The sequence below is a fragment of the Desulfatitalea tepidiphila genome, assembly GCF_001293685.1.
Taxonomy (GTDB): domain Bacteria; phylum Desulfobacterota; class Desulfobacteria; order Desulfobacterales; family Desulfosarcinaceae; genus Desulfatitalea; species Desulfatitalea tepidiphila.
Genome location: NZ_BCAG01000003.1, coordinates 1,447,102 through 1,464,433 on the forward strand (window position 1 = coordinate 1,447,102; position 17,332 = coordinate 1,464,433).

19 protein-coding genes are annotated in these 17,332 nt (G+C 50.1%); 16 read left to right on the forward strand and 3 right to left on the reverse strand.

Features of this window, described 5'->3' with window-relative positions; all coding sequences use genetic code 11:
• Nucleotides 1-189: 189 nt before the first annotated feature.
• Together DFT_RS11155 and DFT_RS25830 are read right to left on the reverse strand one after the other, a co-directional pair.
• Nucleotides 190-516: a DDE-type integrase/transposase/recombinase gene (locus DFT_RS11155; RefSeq protein ID WP_054031270.1), complete on the reverse strand. Its 327-nt coding sequence runs from the start codon at nt 514-516 to the stop codon at nt 190-192.
• 81 nt (nt 517-597) lie between these two features.
• A complete protein-coding gene (locus DFT_RS25830) occupies nt 598-1,425 on the reverse strand; it encodes a hypothetical protein (RefSeq protein ID WP_152971954.1) in 828 nt (275 codons plus the stop codon).
• Nucleotides 1,426-1,449: 24 nt separating this feature from the next.
• Here DFT_RS25830 and DFT_RS26230 point away from each other — a divergent pair, with 24 nt between their 5' ends.
• The 6 genes from DFT_RS26230 (at nt 1,450) to DFT_RS27295 (ending at nt 5,377) form a co-directional block, all read left to right on the forward strand.
• Nucleotides 1,450-1,599, forward strand: a complete 150-nt coding sequence (locus DFT_RS26230) for a hypothetical protein (RefSeq protein ID WP_161807130.1) — start codon at nt 1,450-1,452, stop codon at nt 1,597-1,599.
• Nucleotides 1,600-1,734: 135 nt separating this feature from the next.
• On the forward strand, nt 1,735-2,001 hold the full coding sequence (locus DFT_RS25835) for a hypothetical protein (protein WP_152971955.1): 267 nt from the start codon (nt 1,735-1,737) through the stop codon (nt 1,999-2,001).
• Nucleotides 2,002-2,030: 29 nt separating this feature from the next.
• Entirely contained in the window at nt 2,031-2,315 is a 285-nt protein-coding gene (gene tnpA / locus DFT_RS25035; RefSeq protein ID WP_268750686.1) for an IS200/IS605 family transposase, read from the forward strand.
• 105 nt (nt 2,316-2,420) lie between these two features.
• On the forward strand, nt 2,421-2,681 hold the full coding sequence (locus DFT_RS27290) for a glycosyltransferase family 2 protein (RefSeq protein ID WP_369688326.1): 261 nt from the start codon (nt 2,421-2,423) through the stop codon (nt 2,679-2,681).
• Between the two features lie 803 nt (nt 2,682-3,484).
• On the forward strand, nt 3,485-4,951 hold the full coding sequence (locus DFT_RS11175) for an IS1380 family transposase (protein ID WP_054030223.1): 1,467 nt from the start codon (nt 3,485-3,487) through the stop codon (nt 4,949-4,951).
• A 192-nt stretch (nt 4,952-5,143) separates the two neighbouring features.
• Nucleotides 5,144-5,377, forward strand: coding sequence for a glycosyltransferase (locus DFT_RS27295; RefSeq protein WP_200907052.1), 234 nt, complete (start codon nt 5,144-5,146; stop codon nt 5,375-5,377).
• 185 nt (nt 5,378-5,562) lie between these two features.
• Here DFT_RS27295 and DFT_RS11180 read toward each other — a convergent pair whose 3' ends face one another.
• On the reverse strand, nt 5,563-6,741 hold the full coding sequence (locus tag DFT_RS11180) for a glycosyltransferase family 2 protein (RefSeq protein WP_054031274.1): 1,179 nt from the start codon (nt 6,739-6,741) through the stop codon (nt 5,563-5,565).
• A 371-nt stretch (nt 6,742-7,112) separates the two neighbouring features.
• Here DFT_RS11180 and pseB point away from each other — a divergent pair, with 371 nt between their 5' ends.
• The 10 genes from pseB to DFT_RS11230 all read left to right on the forward strand — a co-directional run bounded on the left by pseB (nt 7,113) and on the right by DFT_RS11230 (nt 17,332).
• Nucleotides 7,113-8,132 (forward strand): UDP-N-acetylglucosamine 4,6-dehydratase (inverting), encoded by a 1,020-nt coding sequence (pseB, locus tag DFT_RS11185; RefSeq protein ID WP_054031275.1) that lies wholly within the window; start codon nt 7,113-7,115, stop codon nt 8,130-8,132.
• Nucleotides 8,133-8,141: 9 nt separating this feature from the next.
• Nucleotides 8,142-9,308, forward strand: coding sequence for a UDP-4-amino-4,6-dideoxy-N-acetyl-beta-L-altrosamine transaminase (gene pseC / locus DFT_RS11190; protein ID WP_054031276.1), 1,167 nt, complete (start codon nt 8,142-8,144; stop codon nt 9,306-9,308).
• Nucleotides 9,309-9,332: 24 nt separating this feature from the next.
• A complete protein-coding gene (locus tag DFT_RS11195; protein WP_054031277.1) occupies nt 9,333-10,373 on the forward strand; it encodes an N-acetylneuraminate synthase family protein in 1,041 nt (346 codons plus the stop codon).
• The gene (locus tag DFT_RS11200; protein WP_054031278.1) at nt 10,370-10,999 is read left to right on the forward strand and encodes a pseudaminic acid biosynthesis-associated methylase; all 630 of its coding nucleotides are present in this window, start codon (nt 10,370-10,372) and stop codon (nt 10,997-10,999) included. Before DFT_RS11195 ends, DFT_RS11200 begins: the two co-directional genes overlap by 4 nt.
• A 5-nt stretch (nt 11,000-11,004) precedes the next feature.
• Entirely contained in the window at nt 11,005-12,069 is a 1,065-nt protein-coding gene (gene pseG / locus DFT_RS11205) for a UDP-2,4-diacetamido-2,4,6-trideoxy-beta-L-altropyranose hydrolase (protein ID WP_054031279.1), read from the forward strand.
• Between the two features lie 17 nt (nt 12,070-12,086).
• On the forward strand, nt 12,087-13,133 hold the full coding sequence (locus tag DFT_RS11210) for an N-acetylneuraminate synthase family protein (protein ID WP_076750694.1): 1,047 nt from the start codon (nt 12,087-12,089) through the stop codon (nt 13,131-13,133).
• Nucleotides 13,134-13,208: 75 nt separating this feature from the next.
• Nucleotides 13,209-13,913: a class I SAM-dependent methyltransferase gene (locus tag DFT_RS11215; protein ID WP_054031281.1), complete on the forward strand. Its 705-nt coding sequence runs from the start codon at nt 13,209-13,211 to the stop codon at nt 13,911-13,913.
• 4 nt (nt 13,914-13,917) lie between these two features.
• On the forward strand, nt 13,918-14,820 hold the full coding sequence (locus DFT_RS11220) for a methionyl-tRNA formyltransferase (RefSeq protein WP_054031282.1): 903 nt from the start codon (nt 13,918-13,920) through the stop codon (nt 14,818-14,820).
• Nucleotides 14,817-15,434, forward strand: coding sequence for a class I SAM-dependent methyltransferase (locus DFT_RS11225; protein ID WP_054031283.1), 618 nt, complete (start codon nt 14,817-14,819; stop codon nt 15,432-15,434). Before DFT_RS11220 ends, DFT_RS11225 begins: the two co-directional genes overlap by 4 nt.
• A gap of 239 nt (nt 15,435-15,673) precedes the next feature.
• Nucleotides 15,674-17,332, forward strand: a complete 1,659-nt coding sequence (locus DFT_RS11230) for a B12-binding domain-containing radical SAM protein (RefSeq protein ID WP_054031284.1) — start codon at nt 15,674-15,676, stop codon at nt 17,330-17,332.

Consider the following 17,332-nt stretch of genomic DNA (forward strand, 5'->3'; position numbering starts at 1 on the left):
CGGGTCTCGCCATGGATGCGATGCGCACGTTGGCGACCGCATCGAGCCAGTGCCTGGCCGCCAGCGCAAGGGCGGTAAAATCGGGGATTGCCAGCCCGACCAACAAATTCTTTTTGACTTAGCCGACCCCGTTTTCCACCCGGCCCTTTCATTGCCCTTGCCCACATTGCACGCGCTGATGTCAAAGCCTCAGTGGGCGGCAAAGGTCAGGTACCGGGGGTTGAACACGGGCGCCTGGCCGACGATGCGCTTGAACACCGCGGTTTTCAGGTTGTCGACCATGATCCTTTTGGGCACCGCGCCGAAGTACTCGAAGGCGTTTTGATGGCAGTCCAAAAAATGCTCCATGGTCTGGGAGACGGTGAACTGCACATAAATCATGCGACTGTAGAAAAGCACCATGACAAAAAAGCTCAACCGCCGCACGGTCGCACCTACTGCAACGGTGCCAAACGAGCCCCAGTCGACCTGGGCGCACTCGCCCGGGGCAAAGGCCAGGGTCAAAAGGGCGCGCATCCGCACCGGCCGGACCTTGCCGAGTATGGGGGTGCTTCGAGCAGCCGGCCGATATCGCGCTTAAACGGGTCCAGCTTACTGTCACGCCGCGAACCGGTTCTGGGGGCAAATCTTTTGCGGAGGAGCCATTTTCGCACCTTGCGAACATCGGCAGCTAGGGCAGCGGCGATCTTTGAGGCGTTCAATCCCTCGTGGTTCATGTGCATCATCTTGCAATACATGGCGTAATCGATCATTTGAGCCCCTCCCCGATGCGGTTGAAGACCTGTTCGAGACTCTGCAAGGAGCCGTTTTGCCGCAGTGCATCGGTCTCGATGGCAAAGCACCTGGCAAACAGGCCTGCGATAGGCGATCAGCCCCCAGATCGATCAACTGCTGCCGATACCGTACAAGGGCAAACTCATCCATGGCCATGCGCCGGCACAAGGTTTGATCAGCATAAAAGCTCAAGCCGCGGGCATCGGCGTCCGTGTCCAAAAATAGATACAGCGTGCCTGCGCCGTGGGTGCACCGGTCGATGTAGTGCTCGCCGACCAGCCGCTGGTCGAGCCAGCTGAACTGTCTTGGGATTTTACGGATACACTCGGGGCAAATGGGACTTTTGACCGTCATGGCAACCTCCTTGGTTTGGGGGATGAAGGATATCGTCGCCAAATTGTTGCATACGGCGCACGCCATGACGAAGTCATCTTGTACCGCACATCCCGTTAATTGAGCTATAATACCTATGATAACCGAAGGTTGAACGGTAAAGAGATCTTGTAACGCACTTTGTGCAAAATCGATTTTATCTACTCTTATTTCAACAGCTTGCCCTATTAAGGAATCTTGTAACGCAAGGCGCCCGTATTGCGATTTGCCGCGCCAGTAGCCAGGATGTTCAGGGCGCCTGCGCTGCACAGGGCGCACGTGTTCCGGACCCCGAAAGTAATCATGGTTTTCTATCTTTTGAAGTCAGCGATGCTGGCTGTCGGCCTTGCTGGCCTTGCGGCACGCGGGTTGGCGACAGTAGTTTTGTCGGTCCTTGTTGCGCGGGTCGGGGATGAACAACTGATGGCAATGACGGCATTTTTTTTAGTTTAATCGCTGGCATTGATCGCGGTCCTCCTGCCAGCCAATGTGGCAGAAACCACCGCTGATGAAAGCGCTGGAAACTACAAGGAAAAAGAGCGAATTAAACAAGAAGAAGATTGTTTTAAAAAATCATAATAGAAGAAAATGGTGCTGGGTGTGATAGGCATTTTTAAACCGCCAAGAAAAGAACATATCAGTTCGCCACTGGCACGCGATGAAGCCGGTTGTTTTGTACTTTTGACCAATTTATGGGGCCAGCAAGCCAACTGTTTTTATGATGACTACCAAGTTCTCCTCCAGCATGGTTATTACGATGGGGAGACTGCTACAGCTTGTAAACCATTGAAATTTTTTCAACTGGAATACTTGAAAGCGTTAGGCGTGCCATCCGATGTATTTACTGTTCCATAAATTAGGAAAAAATAAGGTTAGGAAGTATTATCGATGGTGCTGAATGTAAGATAAAAGGGCACGCGATGCCAGATCATATTCACCTGTGCCTATCGATACCGCCCAAGTATTCCGTAGCAAATTTCATAAGGCTACTGAAAGGCAAAAGTGCATCGGAGGTGATGAGTTTCGGAACCAAAAACAGTCGAATGGTCCGTGGTCGTACCTTTTGGGCACGAGGCTACTGCGTCAGCACGGTAGGGCTCGATGAAGAATCGATCCGAGAATACATAAGAAACCAAGAGCATGCAGATAGACTGCAAGAGGAACCATAGTCGGTAATATAGTTTCGAGTAGTTGGACTGAGACCCCCTTTAGGCGGGCCTCATGATACCACCAGTTCACTGATGGTATTTATTATCGACATGAAAACTGAGCTGATGACCATAGGATTGCCTGTTTATAATGGCGCGGAATTTTTGCATCAGGCCTCGGAGGCTTTACTGGCACAGGATTATCGAAATTTTGAGTTGATCATCTCGGACAATGCTTCCATCGATGGTACCGAATTAATCTGCAATGAATTATCTGCCCGAGACTCCCGAATTAGTTTTTGTCGGAATAAAACCAATTTTGTACCATCGGCCAATTTCAGGAGGGTGTATGACCTCGCTCGCGGACAATACTTTATGTGGGCATGAGATCATGATCTTTAGCATTCAAATTATGTAAGCGCCTGCATAAATGAATTAGAAACTTACACCAGGATTGCACTTGCCTATTCGCGCCCCTTATTAATCGATATCAAAGGAAATCCCATTAAAATAATGAATGATAAAATAGACACAAGAGGGCTTAAGCCGTTGGATCGGTTTCGATAGATCATCTGGGAATTGGGTTATTGCAATATGTTTACGGGGTATTTCGAACTGGTTTTTTGGAAAAAATTACTTTTCCGCGAAGAGTTTCCATAGCGGGCGACAATGCCGCTCTTGCTGAATTAAGCCTTTATGGTAGCATTGCACAAATTCCTGAGGACTTGTTTTATCGACGTAACAATTTTTCAAATGAAACGTCGAGCAAGGCAAGATTAAGAAGGATAGGAACAAAAAAAAACTGGTTACGAATATGAAGCAATAACGACATTTACATTGTTGACATATTCTCATTTGAGGTAATTCATGAATCGGATTTATCTATACAAGATAAAAACTACTTGTATGAGGAGGTCGAAAAATGCTTTATTTCAAGATTTAAAATGCAAATAGAAGGAAAAAAGAGAGCTTTTCAGGCTATGATACAACATTTAGAATATATTAAGCAAACTAAAGAAAAAATAGTAATATTGAAGAGATTATCAAAGGCAGTAAAAACGACTTCTTGTTTCCATAAAATAAGTACCTGAATTTTGCACCTGAATAGCGAGAAAGGGTAGAAACCATCTGGGAACCCTTGCTACAATGGGGGTTACGAAGCCAACCCATAAAAGCAGGGAGGTACCCAGATGGTAAAATCCAAGAAATCAGATTTCAGCAAAAACCGCAACCCTAAAGGATTTAGCCCAAATGGCGCGAAGGCCAAGAAAATCAATGCGTCAACCGCTTATGATACGTGCAGCGAGCAGCTGAGCGCATTTGGCGGTGTTTTGCCGCTGATCAAATTTTTTGATCTGGTTGGTTTTCGAGAAATTTTTGACTTCGCCTATAAAGCGCCGGCCCGTGAACCCAAACTGGGCCATTATTCGATGATGACAGGCTTGCTGATGCTACTGTTTATAGGGTTCAACCGAATTTGGCATTTTTCCTACCTGCGGCTGGATGCGATGCTGTGCGGATTTTTCAACCTGACGCGGCTTCCGGTGGCCAGCACATTTTGGCGCTATGTCAACAGCCTGGGTATCAACCAAGCCAATTCACTGCTGGCTGTGATGGCCCATTTACGTGAGCGGGTCTGGCGGCTTTGCGATCTATCGTACTACCGCATCTGCCTGGATATCGATACGACCGTGGAAACGGTTTTCGGCAACCAGCAGGGGGCGAAAAAAGGCCACAATCCAAGAAATCGGGGCAAAAAGGGATACCGCCCGGTGTTATGCTTCATCGAACAAAGCCGTGAGTACCTGCTGGGCAAACTTCGCAAGGGCGAAACCATCAGCGGCGAGCAAACCGCCTCGTTTATCGCCAAAATCAAACAATACCTTCCCGGCTGTGTGAGGCAGGTGTTGATCCGCGCGGATGCCGAGTTTCAAAGCTGGGAAAGCATCCATGAATGCATCAAGGCCGGTTACAATTTCATCATCGCCAACAAAGGGTGCGAACCGCCATTTGATCCACGGCGCTGGTACCGCCCGCACAAGCGCAACGCCTATGAGTTCAACAGCTGTGTTTACCAGCCAATGGGATGGCAGATGCCGGTTCGATTCGTGGCCATGCGAATCCCCAAAGATAAAAATGTTGCCAAAGATCGATGCGTGCAATACGAACTGTTTGAGGCTGATCGTTATGAGTACCGCATCTTTTGCACGGATTTACGCCGTGCGGCTCACAAGGTCATCGCCGAGTATGACAAGCGGGCCGACGTCGAAAATCTTGTGGGAGAAGCCAAGCGCGAAGGTCTGGATGCCATCCCCTCGTCTCGCTTTAAAAACAACTATGCCTATTTCCAAATCGTCATGCTGGCCTACAATATCTGGCGCTATTTGAAGATATTGGCCGAGCAGAGCGCATACCCCAGACAAGCGGCCGGAGGCCATGGATTTGAAGGCATCCAAACCAACACGGTGCGCATTGCGCGGTTGCGCCTGTTAATGATCGCGGCCAAGGTGGTTACGGCTTCAAATAGAGATAAGGTTCGTTATTCTATCCATGACAGCCGAACGCCGGCATTGATGTCTTTCCTGAAATACATTGACGAAAAAAGGTTCAAGCCCAGGCCATGGGCTGGCGGTATACTCCAGGCACCTGGCGGGTAGATCTGTTGTTAATGCACAAAATTTCTTGCATGGAAATATGATGATTCATTATAAATACATACGACGCATTCTGTCGGGCAGTTCTACTTCAGGTCGCTCTCTTTATTGGTACTGACGGCGGCCTGAGGACGAGCGCGGTAGATTTGATCCATCTCGAGAATTTAGCGGGCATGAGCCGTTACGGCCGTATGCGTGCAAAATTCAGGAAGTAAATACAATAGAAACATAGATGGCTTGTTTGATGTTAATGTTAATTCAAAAACGCCTTTTATCAGCATTGTCATTCCGACCTATAATTGTTCATGTTATCTCAAGGAGGCGATCAATAACGCATTGGCGCAGCAATATGAAAATTTGGAAATTTTAATTAGTGCCCATCCACAAATAGCCAATTTGCCCGATATCGGCGTTGCGCGGAAAATTTAATCCTCGGAATATTACCCATATGCCTGCGGTTGAATTTTTCGCGCGCCCTGATCTCAAGCCAATTCGCCTATTTGTGGACGGACACTGAATAGTAATTTCCGTAAACCTTTACGCATTGCATATCATTTTGATCGATTGGCAGTCCAACGTTCGCCAAGCCGCCTCAGTGCATCACTTTACAGGCCTTATTTTATTATTTCAAAGGGCGTATTTTTCCTCGAATAGAAATACGCCTGGGCCTTGCTGAGTACTTTCCGAAAGTTCAGATTGGATGGGTCTATTTCAACGGCTATTTCAAGATGGTATAGAGCGTTATCACGGTCTGCGTTGAGCATATAGAGCTGTCCGAGGAAGTTGTGGGTATGCGAATTGTGCGGATCAAATTCGAGGCATGCTGCCAGCAGGGAGATCCCACTGGCAACATCTCCGTCACGGGCGAGTTCCAACGCTTCTTTTGCCCGAAGCACGCTTCTCATGAAAGCCTGCCCCTTGAGGATTTCGGGTCTGTTGCGAGTTTGGGATTGATATTTTTCAAAAATTCTTTCACAGGTGGTTCGAAACGCTTTGGCTCTTCCGCTGGTCATGGAACTCCCGTCGTTCCGGGCAGTATACTCGCAGGTCAACATTTTGATGTGAGCCATTTTGAACTGCATGGACATCCGGATCCAAAGGTCCCAGTCCTCGTGGCGCTTTAGTGTTTCGTCAAAATTGCCGATCACCTCCAGGCAGGCCTTTTCATGCATGAAACACGGCACAGGGATGTAATTCTGGTAAAAAATGCGAGAGTAATCAAAATCGTAAGAAAAGTTGATCTCGCGACGGGTCACGAAATACTCGTTTCCTCGTTTCTCCTGATGGGCGCAATAAGCATCGGTGTACGCCACCTTGTAATCGCTTTTTTCCAGGAATGAGAGGAGCGTTTCCAGGTGAAATGGGTAAAAGAGATCATCGTCATCAAGATAGGCGATATATTTGCCCCGAGCCATAATGATCCCTGTGTTTCGAGATGCTGCCAGGCCCTTGTTTTTTTTATGACGGATATAGGTGATATTGTCTTCCTGATTTAGTGCACTCACGACAGATTCGACATTTTCGCCGGCATCGTTGACAACTATGATCTCAACCGGTCGGTAGGTTTGAGCCTCTATACTCTTTAAGGCTTTCGCCAGCATCCCCGGACGATTGAATGTGGGAACGATAACGGAAACCAATGGGCCTTTTTCAGCGACCGGTGTGTTTGGGGGTATGGCCAATCTTTTTAAAATCCTTTCAATCCATATGAGTGCCCATTTGCGCAGCAAAGCATGTGCCAGTTCAAATTGAAAACTGTCCGGCAGTTTAAACTCGGGTTCAGCCAGAGACATTGCGAAACGTGGGCAGTCGCTGGATTATCCGGTCATTTGACTGCAAGAAGGGAGATGCCGGCTGGTGGCTTGTTTTGATTTTCCATCAGATTATGCATCTGTTCACCTGATTATCGCCATATTATTGAAACTTAAAGTCAATTTCTTGACATTAAAGCCAAAGCCAGACGGGCGTGGCAGCCAGGCCGCAAGTGATGCAGTCGCCAAGGCTATGTTGTAAAATTGCACTAATTACAATTACTAAACCGTTTCTGACTTGAGAAGGTGCAGGTCGCTATAAAGGAACGCTTGCTTGGTATGTCAATTGCAGAATCAGGGGATTAAGGGATCATAGATTAAAGCATTTCAATTGCATAGTGAGGACATGAAAGATGCTCAATGATAAAGTTATTTTAGTCACTGGAGGTACGGGATCCTTTGGTAAGGCCTTCACTGAGATTGCACTTTCCCGTTACAAGCCTCGAAAGTTAATCGTCTTCAGCCGGGACGAACTAAAGCAGTCGGAAATGCGTGAACAGTTCGACAAGTGCGAGTTCGATTGCATCCGCTATTTCATTGGGGACGTTAGGGATAAAGACCGTCTCTATAGGGCCTTTGACGGCGTTGACATCGTCATCCACGCGGCAGCGATGAAACAGGTCCCCACCGCCGAATACAACCCGATCGAGGCAGTCAAAACCAACATATTGGGTGCTTCCAACGTAATCGATGCGGCCATTGATCGCAATGTCGAAAAGGTCATCGCATTGAGCACCGACAAAGCTGCGAATCCGATTAATCTTTACGGCGCCACGAAACTTTGTGCGGATAAGCTGTTTTGCGCCGCAAACAATTACTCAGGATATCATTCCACCCGATTCAGTGTCGTTCGTTACGGCAATGTGATTGGCAGCCGGGGAAGTGTAATTCCGCTTTTCTTAAAATTGCGCGACAATGGTTTGATTCCCATAACGGACACACGCATGACCCGTTTTTGGTTGACGCTAGAGCAGGGCGTGGAATTTGTTCTGGAAAACCTGGCCCGCATGAAAGGCGGAGAAATTTTCGTGCCCAAGATTCCCAGCATGAAACTCATGGATCTGGCAGAAACGATTGCACCAGATTGTAAAATCGAGATGACCGGCATCCGGCCGGGTGAAAAACTTCACGAGGTGATGATTACCAGGGATGATGCGCATCATACGGTAGAATACGATGATTATTTTATTATTCTTCCAACCCTCGCAATAGAAGGCAAACATCCTCAAATCAAATTGAATGGCGGAAAACCTTGTTCAGAGGGATTCGAATACAGCAGCGAGACCAATACTTCGCAACTGACCAAGGCGCAGATGCATTCAATTCTCCAAAAATTTTTGGCCCCCAGCGAACGCACTGCTGTTCGGGCATAGGATGTGCGCATGTCGTTTCCCGTTCTGCCATATGGTCGCCAAAGCATAGATGAAACCGACATAGAAGGGGTCGTTGCGGCCCTCAAATCCGATTGGCTGACGACAGGACCCAAGGTGGACGCGTTTGAAGAAAAATTCGTCGAACTCTTGGGCGTGGATCACGCAGTGGCCGTCAGCAGCGGAACAGCTGCACTACATTGTGCGATGCATGCACTGGGTATCGGCCCGGGAGATGAAGTGATCGTACCCCCTTTGACTTTTGCCGCCACCGCCAATTGCGTGGTTTTCCAGGGAGGTGTGCCTGTTTTTGCCGATGTCGATCCAAAGACGCTGCTCCTTGACCCGGTACAGGTTGACAGGAAAATCAGCCGCAAAACCAAGGCGATCATTGCCGTAGATTATGCCGGACAACCTTGCGATTATGATGCCCTCGATTCCATTGCGAAATCAAAAAATATTCCCATTGTCGCCGATGCCTGTCATTCCCTGGGTGCCCAGTACAAAGACCGGACCGTCGGTACACTCGCCGATATCAGCGTCTTCAGTTTTCATCCCGTTAAACAAATTACCACTGGTGAAGGCGGAATGGTCGTTACCGCTAATTCCGAATGGGCGCAACGCATCCGACGTTTTCGAAACCATGGCATTTCATCCGATTTCAAGCAAAGAGCCCATGAAGGGTCTTGGTTTTATGAAATGATGGAATTGGGGTTCAACTACCGTTTGACGGATTTCCAAAGTGCACTGGGGATCAGCCAGTTGGGCAAGCTGTCGGGGTTCGTTCGCAAGCGACAGGCTATAGCCGATATCTACAACCAGGCATTCGCTTCCATACAAGGGGTCTCTCCTTTGGAGGTCAGGTCTGACGTAGCGCATGCATATCATCTGTATGTCACTCGTATCGCATCGGAAGCCCTTGGGATCACCCGCGAAGCACTGTTTGCAGCGCTGCGGGCAGAGGGGATAGGGGTCAATGTCCATTACATTCCAGTGCACCTGCATCCATATTACCGGCAAAAATTCGGTACAGGAAGGGGACTGTGCCCTGTAGCCGAAGAAGCCTATGAGCGAATTTTAAGCCTTCCCGTTTTCCCGTCAATGGCCGTCGGGGAAGTGGACAGGGTTGTTTCAGCGGTGATGAAAAATGTGCGCCCAAGTGGATCTATGCCCAGATAAAATCTCAGTAAAAGGAGAAGAACGGTGAGAACAATAAGGATCGGCGACCGCAATATTGGATCTGAAGCGCCCGTTTTTATTGTGGCGGAGGTGGGAACGACTTCCAACGGAGATATCGATACCGCTTTAAAGCTGGTGGATGCCGCCAAGGCAGCAGGCGTTGACGCGATTAAGTTCATGATCCTGGGGCCTGACGAGTTCATGAGCGATAAAACCGTCACATACGAATACGATTGGGCTGGGGGGCATCACGTCGAGAACATGTACGAAATGTTTAAAAATCTCATGTTTACTCATGATGAGTGGTTGAAAATCCGCGATCATTGCAAGGCTCGTGGGATCTTATTTTATGCCACCGTAGACTATCTATCCGGTGTCGAACTCGCCGAATCTTTAGACGTGCCCGCATATAAACTCAGCTCATGGGATATTACCAATTTCCCTCTCATTGAAAAAATGGCAGCGACAAAAAAACCGATACAATTGGATTTGGGACCTGCCAGCCTTTCGGACATAGAGAAGGCCGTGAAGGTCATCCATTCTAAAGAAAACGATGACGTTATACTGGTTCATTGCAGCCATGCCGTTTTGGAGGAGGGCGCCCAACTGCGAAGCATTCCATACCTTCGGGGGGTTTTTCAGATCCCGGTCGGGTACTCCGCAGACAGCCTGGACACCGTCCCCGATATCGCAGCCGTGGCAATGGGCGCTTGCATGATAGAGAAACGGCTTACCCTCAACAGGGGATATTTTGGCCACCATCACGTCAATGCACTGGAGCCGTCTGAATTGAGCGATTATGTGAAGACCATCCGTCGTGTCGAAAGGATGTCCGGGGATTACGGAGTATATCCGTCACCCGAAGATTTGAGACAGAAGGATCTTTACTACGTCAGTATTGTTGCAGCAGAAGACATCCCGGCCGGTGCCGAAATCGTTCGGCACATGCTGGCCTGCAAGCGACCGGGGACAGGGATTTCCCCGGAGTTTCTCGACATCTTGGTCGGGCGCCAAGCCAAAAGGGATATTTCATGCAATACGGTTTTGACCTGGGAGCATGTATGAGCCAGGTATGCATGCAACAAGCGACGGACACAAAAAGGCTCGAACACTTGTGGTCGGGCGAATTTGGTGTTCGTTACACCGATCGAAACCGCCAAGTGAATGCCGAAACCGGCAATTTTCATCATTCGCTCTGCACCCAGTTGGGCGCCCGCAGAGTTCTGGAAGTCGGATGCAACATAGGGCTCAATTTGACGGAACTGGCGGGAGAATCCCATTTCGAGGTATGGGGGGTCGATCTCAACGGCTATGCCATTGCCGGCGCCAAACGACGTCTTCCAAATGCCAGATTCGCATTGGCTTCGGCCTACTCTCTTCCCTTTGGTGATGGCGCGTTCGATTTGACGTTTACGTCGGGTGTGCTTATTCACATCCCCCCCCATTCGATTGAAAGGGTGATGACCGAGATCCATAGAACAAGTCGAAAATGGATTTGCTGCTGTGAATACTACAGCACCGAGGTTATCGAAGTTCCCTATAGGGGCGAAAAAGGCGCTTTGTACAAAAGCGATTTTGGCCGATTGTTTTTTGAATGCTTCCCGAGCCTCAAATTGGTTAAAAAAGGGTTTTTGGCAAAAGAGACGACGGGATTCGACAATTTGACCTTTTGGATTTTCGAAAAAGGATAACCATCATGTCCAAGGTTCTGTTCCGCTGTGATGGTTCCTTGACGATCGGCATGGGTCATGTGGCGAGATGTGTTTCCCTGGCGGAGGCATTGAGAAGAAGGGGGGTGGATGTCTGCTTTGCCATGAGGGCATTAACCGGTGAAGCGACCGCCTTCCCCCACGATGCGGGATTCCGGGTACATTCCTTTGCCTGCGAAGATGGAGAAGGAAACTTGTTGGGCGGCATAGACTTGGAAGCGACCTGCCGCTATGCCCGCAGCCTGGGAATTAGATGGATTCTGGTCGATCATTACGGAGCTTCGGCACAATACTTCGCTGAATTGAGATCGCAAGGCTTTCGGGTGGCCGTATTGGATGACATGGCCGATCGGGACTTGAGAGCTGCCCGTTGGATTCTCAATCAGAATCTCGGTGCCGAAAAGTTACCCTATCAAATCGAATCGGACTGTGTCCGGCTGTTCGGTCCGCGATATGCGCTGTTAAGACCGCAGTTCGCAGAAGCAAGAGCAGGCGTGCAAGAACAAAGGGCCGGCGTATGCCCGCATCCCATTTTACTCCTGACACTGGGAGGGGGAGACACTTCTCATCTGAGTTCCGAGGTGATCCGGTCGTTGGAAAAGATAGAATTTCAAATGACGATCCAATGTGTACTCGGCGGAAAACAGCCAACGCCTGCTCGATTGCGGGATGCGGCGGAGGCATCCAAACATGATGTCACCATTTTGAGAAACGTTGCCGACATGGAAATTCTCATGCAAAAGGCTCAACTCTCTGTCAATGCAGGCGGATCGACATGCTGGGAGCTATGCTGTCTCGGGGTGCCGATGGTGATTCTGGTCACATCGCCGGATCAGGCAATGATTGCCGCTGAGCTTGAACAGCACGGATGTGCACGCAATATTGGCAAATGGGAAAACGTAAACGCCCCATCCGACTTGGTGCATGCGGTCGAAGAATTGATCGGCCATCCGCAGGTTCGTGCTCAAATGTCCGCCAGGGGGCGGGAAGTCGTCGACGGATACGGGAGCAATCGAAGCGCAGCTTCGCTGCAGGAACTTATCGAGGATTGAAACGGCTGGGATTGAACATGAAGTCTATTGAAATAGGATCTTACACAATCGGTCCGGAGAAGCCCTGTTTTCTCGTGGCGGAAATAGGAATCAATCACAATGGTCATTTGGACCTTGCCAAACAGACCATTGATGCGGCAGTACAAGCCGGCGCCGATGGGGTCAAGTTTCAAAACTACCGAACAGAGGATTTCATTTCCGATCGCTCGCTCACATACCAATATATGAGTCAGGATGCACCGGTGACGGAATCCCAGTTTGACCTCTTCAAAAGGTGCGAACTGGATCGTGCGGCGCTGAAGGAACTCAAAGCCTACTGCGATGACAAGGGGGTTATTTTTCACAGTACTCCGACGAGCAGGGAAGGCATCAAAGACCTGATGGAAATCGGCGTGCAGGTCATCAAGAATGGCTCAGACTTTTTGACCCACCTGCCTCTCATCAGATCGATGGGAAACACAAAGTTGCCCGTGGTTTTGTCTACGGGCATGGCAACGGTTTCTGAAATATATGAAGCGGTGCGTGCGTTCAGGGAAACCGGTAACGATCGTTTGGTCCTGCTTCACTGCGTTTCGGCTTATCCCGCGCCTCCGGAAGATGTGAATTTGAGGAAAATACCCGTTTTGGCCTCCGCATTCGACTGCCTTGTCGGGTTCAGCGATCATACGGTCGGCACCATTGCCGCAACCGGCGCCGTGGTCATGGGTGCCAATTGGATTGAAAAGCACTTTACGCTCGATAAGTCCTTGCCGGGTCCGGATCATTGGTTCTCAGCGGACCCAGCGGAATTTAAACAGCTGGTGACCTCGGTCCGCACCATGGAAAGATCGCTTGGACATTCAAAGCTGGGATTGGCATCCAGCGAATCGAAAAATCGGGAGAGCTTTCGACTCTCATGTGTGGCAGCCGAGGATCTGAGGGAAGGGCATGTACTTTGTGATGCGGATGTGCTTTTCCGCCGTCCCGGCACCGGTCTTGCTCCGGCCTGGCTGCCCATGTTATCGGGTCGGCGGATTAATAGAAATATTGAAAAGGGCGAGATCATCAAGATGGAAGATCTCTGAAACGGGTTTGGGCAAGTGATGTCGGGCCTTATTGTTCTCAGTCCGCGACGATGAAAAAACGGAGGTTATCGGAGAATGCCCCAGAGCTATTGGATCGAGGAATATAGAAAAAAGGCCTCAATGCCAAATCCCATCGCGCAGTCCGGGCGTGGCAGACAATTTGATGCAATTGAGTTTCTGTACGTGGTCAAACAAGTAATCGAGTTGCTGAACCTCAACAAGGAGCACGCATTGCTTGATGTGGGTTGCGGAAACGGTCTCCTCGATATTATCCTCAGCTCCTGCTGCCGCCGGGTCACTGCCATTGAACCGGTGGAGGAACTAGTGGCCCTGGCCTGTCAGAACCTGCAAGGGTGCCCCAATGCATCGGTGACCGTCGGCCATGGCGCCGACATACCCGCGCCGGACGACAGTTTTCATCGATCATTGGTATTCGGGGTTTTACAGCTTATCCCCTTGCAAGAGGCAGAGATGACCTTCCAGGAACTCTATCGCGTCACCTGCTCGGGCGGGAGCATTCTGTTTGGGTCTATCCCAGATGTCGGCCATCGCGATGAGTTCTTAACCCCCTATCTGTCGGAGGTCCGATCCGCTCGGCATATCCCCGAGTGGCAAAAGGATGAAATCGTGAATCGCAATTTGAGTGCTTTCTGGCATGACCCTGCAGAATTGATGGATTGGTGGACATCTCGGGGGTGTTCGGCCACGCTCCATCCGTTGATATCCCAAGATCCTAATCACGATCACCGATTTCATCTGGTGGTCGGCGTGGAAAAATGAAGAGATGAAGGTATTCTTTCTCGGGAATCACACCGTAGGGGTCCGGACTTTGGAGACCCTCCTGGAAAGCGATCAGGTCATCGGCGTAGTGGCTCATCCACATGATCCGGAAGATGGCGTCGACTATTTATCGGTGTACGATTTCGCCCGCGAGAAAGGACTCGACGTGGTCCGCATGCACGGGCGAGACCGCAATTTGCCCGAATTGATTCATGACTGCAAACCCGATCTCGTCTGGGTAACGGATTACCGGTATCTGCTGCCCCCATCCGTGCTTTCGGCCGCACCGTTGGGAACCGTCAATCTCCATCCCAGCCTGCTGCCAAAATATCGCGGCAGAGCGCCGATCAATTGGGCGATACTGAATGGAGAGAAAGAACTGGGGCTGACCGCGCACTTCGTCGATGGGGGCATGGATACGGGGGATATCATCGCCCAGATCACCTACAATTTGAACACGGATCAGGATGTGGCCGATGCGCTCGAGATCCTCTATCCGCTTTACCGAAAGGTGACACGCCACGTTCTGAATTGCTTTCGAGCGGGGCAGGTACCCAGAAAAGCCCAGGATCAAAGCCAAGCCAGCGCATTCCCTCGACGGGGGCCGAAAGACGGATTGATCGATTGGGGACAGTCCGCAAGGCGAATCAGGGATTTGGTTCGTGCCGTTGCACCTCCTTATCCGGGGGCCTTTTCCCATTTGAGACATAAACGGATTAAGATCTTGTCCGCTGGATGTGATACCGAGAGGCCCCATATCGGCGTGCCCGGAGAAATCGTTGGCCGGAGGCGGAATGGCTTTGTGGTGGCTACGGGGAAAGGCTCTCTTTTGGTCAAAAAAGCCATCCTGGCCGAAGACGGCCGCCAGGTGATAGCTGAACCCGGAGAGATATTGGAGAACAGATGAACGCGCCTGAATGGGAAGACGAAACGCGCGGGATTGTCGACTATTATTCCAGGCTGTTGAACAAGCATGGTGTAAGCCCGAGGGCCCTGGATTGGGGAAGTCTGGAGTCGCAGCAACTGCGCTTTGCCGTATTGGCCGACATAGGCCGGATGGATGGATGCAGTCTCTTGGACGTCGGCTGCGGTTTTGCCGACCTGCTGGATTTCCTTGTCAGCCGGAATTGGAATGTTCACTATACCGGTTACGATTTGAATGGCGCTCTTATCGAACAGGCCAAATCGCGCTTCCCCCAGGGCACTTTCGAGGTGCGGGACCTTTTGGCTGAACCTGATTTGAGTCCCCGGTTCGATTATGTCGTTGCCAGCGGCATTTTTTACCTGAGGCGCAAGGATGCCCCGGCATATGTTGAAGAGATGGTCGGCCGGATGTTCAGCCTGTGCCGCAAGGGGTTGGCCTTCAATACACTCAGTATTCGGGCGGTCGCACGCGAGCCGGGAGAGCTGTATGCGGATCCGGCCAAAATATTGACAATGTGCCTGAATTTGACGCCCCGGGTGGTTCTCCGGCACGACTACCTGCCGCATGATTTTTCCATTTATATGTACAAAAAGTGAGAATCCCACCGCCACAGGCGCAGCCAAAAAGTCGGTCGACAACGCAATCCCAAGGCGGCGCTTTCCGGCAAAATACATCCAGTCTCTTTCTCAGCGGACTTTTCGGGTGAGCCGCATCGTTTATAAAGGGGCCGTCATCCTCACCATCAATCGAAACGCCAATAGATAAAAGAGCTTAGGCATGGCTCTTGCAAAAATAATCAGGTCGGGGATCAGCGGGAATCGTGGAGGATCACTGCATGCGACAAAGAAAAAAAATACTTCTTATTTCCTATTATGGGCGTGTCTGTTTGAGCACCAAGGTACTTTCGGCTGTGCTGCGAGATGCCGGACACCAAACGCATTTGATTTATCTGAAGGACGATAGAAGTACTCAGGTCGATACGATTAATCCGGACAGCAAGTGTTTTCAATTTATCCGCGCGGATATCGGTGGGGCGATCTACGGATCGGGCACCGATGTTAATCCAGTCACGCCAATTGAAATGGACCTCCTGGCACAAAAAGCCTTGGAAATAGATCCGGATGTCGTTGCATTGAGCTCGCGTTCGGTTCACTTGGATCTGAGCAGAACCGTCAGTCGACGCCTCAAAGAGGTCCTGCCACGGGCCCGGTTCATTGCAGGCGGGTATGGGCCGAGTCTGGAACCGGAGAAGTATCTTGAGTTTGTTGATTACGTGTGCATCGGTAAAGGTGATTCGGCAATCATCGACCTTGTCGAGCAAGCCGACCCGGCGTCCAGCCCCAATGTGGCATCGATCATCAACGGCCGGCTGCATGTCTCCGCGTTGGACAATCCCAGGGATCTCGACGCCCGGCCCTTTGCGGATTGGGGTCTCGAAAACAAGATCATGATTGAGGATGATACCGTATTTCCGCTTCATACGAAGTACGATCCGAAATCCTATGTGGTCATTGCATCGGAAGGCTGCCCATCCAACTGTACCTATTGTCAGGCGTGCCAGTGGCCAAGCATTTACGCTCTATATGGCGGGCGGGCAAAGAAGGTCGTCATGCGCAGTCCGGACAATGTGATCGATGAACTGAAAGAAGCCAAGGCGAATCTCAATATTACCACGATTCAGTTTATGGACTCGATTTTTACTTGGAATAAGAGATGGCTCCGGACTTTCCTGGATCTCTATGACCGATATATCGCCTTGCCTTTTTTCTGTTACACCGATGCTCGCTTTACTAACAGTGAGCAGCTGGAACGGCTCAAGGATTCTGGCATGTTTTCGACCACGATCGGCATACAGTCGGTCGACGAATGGACGCGAAGCAAGGTCATGGGAAGAAATGTATCCAACGAACAAATCATCGCATTTGCCAAGGAAGTAGCAAGCCTGGAAATCCTTCCAACTTACGATATCATTGTTTGGAATCCGTTTGAGACCAATGAGAGTCTGGCAAGCGGTGTAGAATTTTTGAAACGGCTGCCCAAGTCGAATCGAATTTTCATTTATGAGCTGAAATCGTTTCCTAAAAGCGCTTTTTCAAGACTCGCCGAAAAATGGAATCCCACCCCGTTGGCGCATAGCGACTATCTTTACTGGTCTTGGATATTCATGATGATTCTTCGAAGCCGAAAGACCGAAAAATCTATCGACAAGGTTTTCAGCGACAACGCATACAAAAAAAATCCTTACTTGTTGCGTGACCTATATCAGGATTTGCTGAAAACGATGAACGATCGCGAAAGGCTTTTCTGCATCCGGCCCATTGATAGAGGAGAAACGTTGCGACCAACCATGTTCGTTGAAAAAACAAGTCCGGACGCTACCGGGGTCGTCGGGGAAGACCGGCATTACATCGGCGGGAAAACGGCCCGACGATCGCTGCAGGCCGGCGAGTTGTTGCACTACAAGGATTTTTATGCCTCCTACCAGGATAAGTGA

Coding starts and splice junctions, on each gene's coding strand:
- DFT_RS11155 (WP_054031270.1), bottom strand. CDS start 516: ATGCGCGCCCTTTTGACCCTGGCCTTTGCCCCGGGCGAGTGCGCCCAG.
- DFT_RS26230 (WP_161807130.1), top strand. CDS start 1,450: ATGGTTTTCTATCTTTTGAAGTCAGCGATGCTGGCTGTCGGCCTTGCT.
- DFT_RS25835 (WP_152971955.1), top strand. CDS start 1,735: ATGGTGCTGGGTGTGATAGGCATTTTTAAACCGCCAAGAAAAGAACAT.
- DFT_RS27290 (WP_369688326.1), top strand. CDS start 2,421: ATGACCATAGGATTGCCTGTTTATAATGGCGCGGAATTTTTGCATCAG.
- DFT_RS11175 (WP_054030223.1), top strand. CDS start 3,485: ATGGTAAAATCCAAGAAATCAGATTTCAGCAAAAACCGCAACCCTAAA.
- DFT_RS11180 (WP_054031274.1), bottom strand. CDS start 6,741: ATGTCTCTGGCTGAACCCGAGTTTAAACTGCCGGACAGTTTTCAATTT.
- pseB (WP_054031275.1), top strand. CDS start 7,113: ATGCTCAATGATAAAGTTATTTTAGTCACTGGAGGTACGGGATCCTTT.
- pseC (WP_054031276.1), top strand. CDS start 8,142: ATGTCGTTTCCCGTTCTGCCATATGGTCGCCAAAGCATAGATGAAACC.
- DFT_RS11200 (WP_054031278.1), top strand. CDS start 10,370: ATGAGCCAGGTATGCATGCAACAAGCGACGGACACAAAAAGGCTCGAA.
- pseG (WP_054031279.1), top strand. CDS start 11,005: ATGTCCAAGGTTCTGTTCCGCTGTGATGGTTCCTTGACGATCGGCATG.
- DFT_RS11210 (WP_076750694.1), top strand. CDS start 12,087: ATGAAGTCTATTGAAATAGGATCTTACACAATCGGTCCGGAGAAGCCC.
- DFT_RS11215 (WP_054031281.1), top strand. CDS start 13,209: ATGCCCCAGAGCTATTGGATCGAGGAATATAGAAAAAAGGCCTCAATG.
- DFT_RS11220 (WP_054031282.1), top strand. CDS start 13,918: ATGAAGGTATTCTTTCTCGGGAATCACACCGTAGGGGTCCGGACTTTG.
- DFT_RS11225 (WP_054031283.1), top strand. CDS start 14,817: ATGAACGCGCCTGAATGGGAAGACGAAACGCGCGGGATTGTCGACTAT.
- DFT_RS11230 (WP_054031284.1), top strand. CDS start 15,674: ATGCGACAAAGAAAAAAAATACTTCTTATTTCCTATTATGGGCGTGTC.